The organism is Haloferax profundi, assembly GCF_001469865.1.
Lineage (GTDB): Archaea > Halobacteriota > Halobacteria > Halobacteriales > Haloferacaceae > Haloferax > Haloferax profundi.
This window is the reverse complement of the sequence record NZ_LOPV01000702.1, coordinates 1-4539: the sequence shown is the minus strand read 5'-3', so window position 1 is coordinate 4539 and position 4539 is coordinate 1. Positions and strand designations below refer to the sequence as shown.

Below are 4539 nucleotides of genomic sequence, written 5' to 3'. Positions count from 1 at the left end.
CCGGGTCGGTCCCGTAGAACTGCGCACCGTTCCGGAGGGCGACGTAGGCGTCGCGCATGTCGTCGAAGTGGAAGTCTCGGTCGATGGCGACGACGACAACCTCCGGGTCGTCGGTGGGGCCGACGAGTTCGAGGCCTGCCTCACGGAGTTGGTCGCGGAGTCCAGATTCGCCGATACAGAACGTGCGTGCACCGGGATGCTCGTCGGCGAGGAAGACAGTGGTCGTCGTCCCGGACGTGACGATTTCGTCGGCGGACACCTCGATGCCAGCGCCGCGAAGTCGAGACTCGTACGCAGGCGGTGCTTTGGTCGGGTTGTTCGAGACGAAGAGACGGTCGAGTCCAGCGTCTTCGATAGCTGTGAGGCCGTCGAGAGCGCCCGGTATGGCTTCGTTCCCGCGAACGACTGTCCCATCCACGTCGAGGACGACACCTCGGTATTCCATCGCCCGAAGTAGGTACCCGCCGCTGTTGAACGTTCGCCCGGAGAACTATTATGTGGAATGATGACGTACCACAGTGTATGGGCGTCTCTTCGAAGCGGCTGGTCGGGTGGTTGCGTGGGCCGGCGACTGGAAATAGTGCGATGGGGGTTTACGGGTTAGTGACAGCGATGGTCGCGGTCTTCTTGACCTACTCCATGATTGCGACGCTGTCGGTCGTCGTGCCGTTGCTGTCGACGACGACGATACTCCTCACGACGATACTCCTCTGGGTCGTGACGTGGGCGATTCTCGACGTGCTCGCCAGTAAATTCGTCCACAAACCGTCGCAGCAACCTGATTCGTAAGTCTCCGTCCCAGACCCGGCCGGTTCGTCCCAGAACCAAAGAACGATATGCGCGAACCTCTACCCTTCTACCGTGACGAATACGCAGCTGACACTCGTCCAGATCGACAACTACGGGCCGTGGACGGTCACGCCTGACCCGCGACGGGAGATGGACCTCCAGACGCTCCAATCGCGGCTCTTCGCCGACTTGGCCCAGTTCGTCGGCTCTCGTGACGGGTATGTTTTCTTCACCCGCTTCGACAACATGGTCGCCGTCACGAACGGTCTCGACCGTGAAGACCACAAACTTCTGCAGGAATCTATCGCCAACCGATACCCCGTGACGCTCAGTCTCGGTATCGGTACCGACCGGAACCCTGCTGTCGCACTCGAACGGGCAACCGACCACGTCCAGCGTGCCGGGAGCGCACAGGACGGGGACCGCCGCGAAGTCCTCTCTGGCGACACACTCGCCGAGGCCGACCGGTCGTCCTCCGACGTGCAGATTGCGCACTTCGACGTGAACGACGCGACGGGGAAGTACACCGACCGACTCAACGAGTTCGACACGTTCATCCACATCGAACAGGGCTACGCCTCGCTCATGCGGTACCTCCGCGAAGAACACGGTGCGCTGTCGTTCTTCGTCGGCGGCGACAACATCATCGCGGTCACGCCCGACCTGACCACCGAACAGTACCGGGCCGCCATCGACCACGTCGAAGCGGAAGCAGACGTGGAACTCAAAGTCGGCGTCGGGACCGCGAGCAACGCCCACGAAGCAGGGTTCGCCGCGAAACACGCCCTCGAAGACTGCCGACACCTCGGAACGACCGTCGAGTTCGCAGACGCCTCAGTCGAACCTACAACCGACTGACCGATGAAGGGACGTGCGGTCTACTTCGTCGGTCCCGAACGCGTCGAAGTCCGTGACCGCGCTGTTCCCGACCCCGGCCCCGACGACGTCCGCGTCCGGACACTGACCTCGGCCGTGAGTTCTGGAACCGAACGACTCGTCTATCGCGGTGAAGCGCCGACAGACGTGCCGGCCGACGAGTCCATCGCCGCCCTCGACGGTGACCTCTCGTTCCCACTCCGATACGGCTACGCGGCCGTAGGTGAAGTCGAAGCGGTCGGCGACGACGTTGGCTCCGAATGGCTCGGTCGCCGCGTCTTCGCGTTCAACCCCCACGAGACACGATTTCTGGCGACACCCGGTGAACTGTATCTCGTCCCCGACGACGTGAGCGACACGCAAGCCGCGATGTTGCCGACGATGGAGACGGCACTCAACTTCGTGATGGATGGAAACCCACTCATCGGTGAGCACGTCGTCGTCTTCGGACAGGGTGTCGTCGGCCTCGTGACGACTGCACTCCTCGGTCAGTTCCCACTCGCGAGTCTCACCGTCGCCGACTGTGTCCCCGAGCGCCGTGAGTTGGCACTCGACCTCGGAGCGACGACCGCAGTCCACCCCGAGTCGCTCGACCCCCCAGCAGACGGTGCAGACCTCACGTTCGAACTCTCCGGGAACCCGGACGCTCTCGACGACGCTCTCGCAGTGACGCGATACGCCGGGCGGGTACTGGTCGGGTCGTGGTACGGGACGAAACCAGTGACGCTCGACCTCGGCGGGCGGTTCCATCGCTCTCGCATCAGCGTCGAGAGTAGCCAGGTGAGTACGATTGCGCCCGAACTCAGAGGTCGATGGGACGCCGACCGACGATTCTCACTCGCGTGGGAACACCTGAGTGACCTCCCACTCGACTCGCTCGTGACCCACCACGTTGCCATCGAGAACGCGCCACGCGCCTACCGTCTTCTCGAAGACGACCCGGACGAAGCCGTCCAAATCCTCTTTACCTACACGGACGATTGACAGGTCATGTACCGTGTCTCGGTCCGTCGGGACGTCATCGCCCAGCACTACCTGACGGTCCCTAACCCCGGACCCGAAGGAGAACTGCACTCCCACGCGTTCACCGTCGAAGTCGAACTCTCCGGTCCAGAGTTGAACCAGTACGGGTACCTCGTCGACATCGACGACGTGAAAGCCGCACTCGACGCGACGCTCTCGCGATACCGCGACGAGACCATGAACGAACTCGTCGAGTTCGCCGGACAGAACCCGAGTGTCGAGCGGTTCGCCCATCAGGTGTGCGAGCAGTTCGTCGAGGCTGCCACCCTCGAAAACCCAACGCACATCTCGGTTCGCATCTGGGAAGACGACGTCGCGAGCGCGACGTACGAAACGTCACTCTGACGTGGACGTTGGACTCGTCGTCTACGGCCCACTCGACGACCGCTCCGGTGGGTATCGCTACGACCTCGAACTCGTTCGTGGCCTTCGCGCCGCGGGCGACGAGGTGACGGTCGTCTCGCTCCCCGAACGGTCGTACCGCCAGCGTCTCCGAGACAACGTCTCGGCGCTCAGGCGACTTCGCGACGTCGACGTAGACGTCCTCCTCCAGGACGAACTGTGTCACCCTTCGCTCGCCGCGGTGAACTCCCGTCTCGACGACACGCCCGTGGTCTCTATCGTCCACCATCTCAACTCACGAGAGACACACCCACCGTGGCGACAGCACCTACAGCAGGCCATCGAGTCGCGCTACCTCCGGTCTGTCGATGCGTTCGTCTTCAACAGCGAGACGACGCGAGAGACTGTCGCTGCCGTGACCGACCCGAACCCGAACGTCGTCGCGTACCCCGCAGGCGACCGATTCGCTTCCGACGGCGTTCCGCTGGACGACGAGGAGATTCGTGCGCGCGCCGCCGACGGGCCACTCCGTGTCGTCACCGTCGGGAACCTCGAACCACGGAAGAACGTCGATGGGTTGCTCCGCGCACTCGCTCGAACCACCGGACAGTGGCGGTTGACCGTCGTCGGTGCGGCAGTCGACGATAGATACGAGCGCTCGCTTCACGCCCTCGCCGACGAACTGGGTGTCACTGATTGGGTGACGTTCACAGGCCGACTCTCGGACGCAGACCTCGCAGCGACACTTCGACAGTCACACCTCTTTGCCCTCCCCTCGCACTACGAAGGATTCGGCATCGCCGCCCTCGAAGCGATGGGGTTCGGACTGCCGGCACTCGTCTCTTCTGCTGGCGGCGGGAGCGAACTCGTCACACATCGCGAAGACGGGTTCGTCGTCGACCCGACAGACACCTCCCAGATTACCGACGCGATTGCCCCGTTGTTCCGAAACCGCTCTCGACTCGTCTCACACTCACTCGCCGCCCGTGACCGCTTCGCCGAACACGACACGTGGGACGAGACGTCCCAGACCGTCCGGTCGTTTCTGACAGAGTTCGTGGCCAACCGCGAGTGACGCGTCAGGGTGCTCTCAGTCGGTAGTCGTTCGGACCCACTCTTGGAGCGTGAATCGGTCGTAGGGAGTCTCCGATTCGAGTCGCCACTCGTCGTCGTCCCACTCGGGATAGAACGTGTCGCCCTCGTACTCGCCCGGGACTCTGCTCAACACCATCCGGTCGAGGTGCGGTTGAAAGAGGGTGTAGATTCCTTCCCCGCCGATGACGTAGGCCGTCTCGGCGTCGAGTGACTCGGCTATCTCGAGTGCGTCGTCGACGGACCGAGCGTGGTGGGCCGTCTCCACGTCGAACTCCTGTGTACTCCTGCTGAGGACGATTTGGGCACGTCCCGGCAAGTCGTCCAGCATCGACTCGAACGTCTTTCGGCCGAGAATCACCGGGTCGTCGGCGATTCGGCTACGATACTGTCTCTTGTCTTCGGGGATGCTGGGCC

General features: G+C 63.2%; 7 protein-coding genes. 5 read left to right on the top strand and 2 right to left on the bottom strand.

The features are described from left to right. On the bottom strand, positions 1-445 hold a 445-nt coding region (locus tag AUR66_RS19260; RefSeq protein WP_394326270.1), incomplete at its 3' end, for an HAD-IIA family hydrolase. A gap of 77 nt (positions 446-522) precedes the next feature. On the opposite strand from AUR66_RS19260, the gene AUR66_RS19255 reads away from it, so the two are divergent. The 5 genes from AUR66_RS19255 (at position 523) to AUR66_RS19235 (ending at position 4105) form a co-directional block, all read left to right on the top strand. Then, complete coding sequence (locus AUR66_RS19255; protein ID WP_058573725.1) at positions 523-789, top strand: hypothetical protein; 267 nt, start codon at positions 523-525, stop codon at positions 787-789. A 72-nt stretch (positions 790-861) separates the two neighbouring features. Continuing rightward, positions 862-1647, top strand: a complete 786-nt coding sequence (locus AUR66_RS19250; RefSeq protein WP_058573724.1) for a GTP cyclohydrolase III — start codon at positions 862-864, stop codon at positions 1645-1647. 3 nt (positions 1648-1650) lie between these two features. Beyond that, a complete protein-coding gene (locus AUR66_RS19245) occupies positions 1651-2649 on the top strand; it encodes a zinc-binding dehydrogenase (RefSeq protein WP_058573723.1) in 999 nt (332 codons plus the stop codon). A 6-nt stretch (positions 2650-2655) separates the two neighbouring features. After that, a complete protein-coding gene (locus AUR66_RS19240) occupies positions 2656-3033 on the top strand; it encodes a 6-pyruvoyl trahydropterin synthase family protein (RefSeq protein WP_058573722.1) in 378 nt (125 codons plus the stop codon). Position 3034: 1 nt separating this feature from the next. Next, entirely contained in the window at positions 3035-4105 is a 1071-nt protein-coding gene (locus AUR66_RS19235; protein WP_058573721.1) for a glycosyltransferase family 4 protein, read from the top strand. 15 nt (positions 4106-4120) lie between these two features. Here the strand turns inward: AUR66_RS19235 and AUR66_RS19230 are convergent. After that, on the bottom strand, positions 4121-4539 hold a 419-nt coding region (locus tag AUR66_RS19230), incomplete at its 5' end, for a dihydrofolate reductase (RefSeq protein WP_058573720.1).

Excerpts from the sequence above, each read along its gene's own strand:
- AUR66_RS19255 (WP_058573725.1), top strand. The coding sequence starts at position 523 with ATGGGCGTCTCTTCGAAGCGGCTGGTCGGGTGGTTGCGTGGGCCGGCG.
- AUR66_RS19240 (WP_058573722.1), top strand. The coding sequence starts at position 2,656 with ATGTACCGTGTCTCGGTCCGTCGGGACGTCATCGCCCAGCACTACCTG.
- AUR66_RS19245 (WP_058573723.1), top strand. The coding sequence starts at position 1,651 with ATGAAGGGACGTGCGGTCTACTTCGTCGGTCCCGAACGCGTCGAAGTC.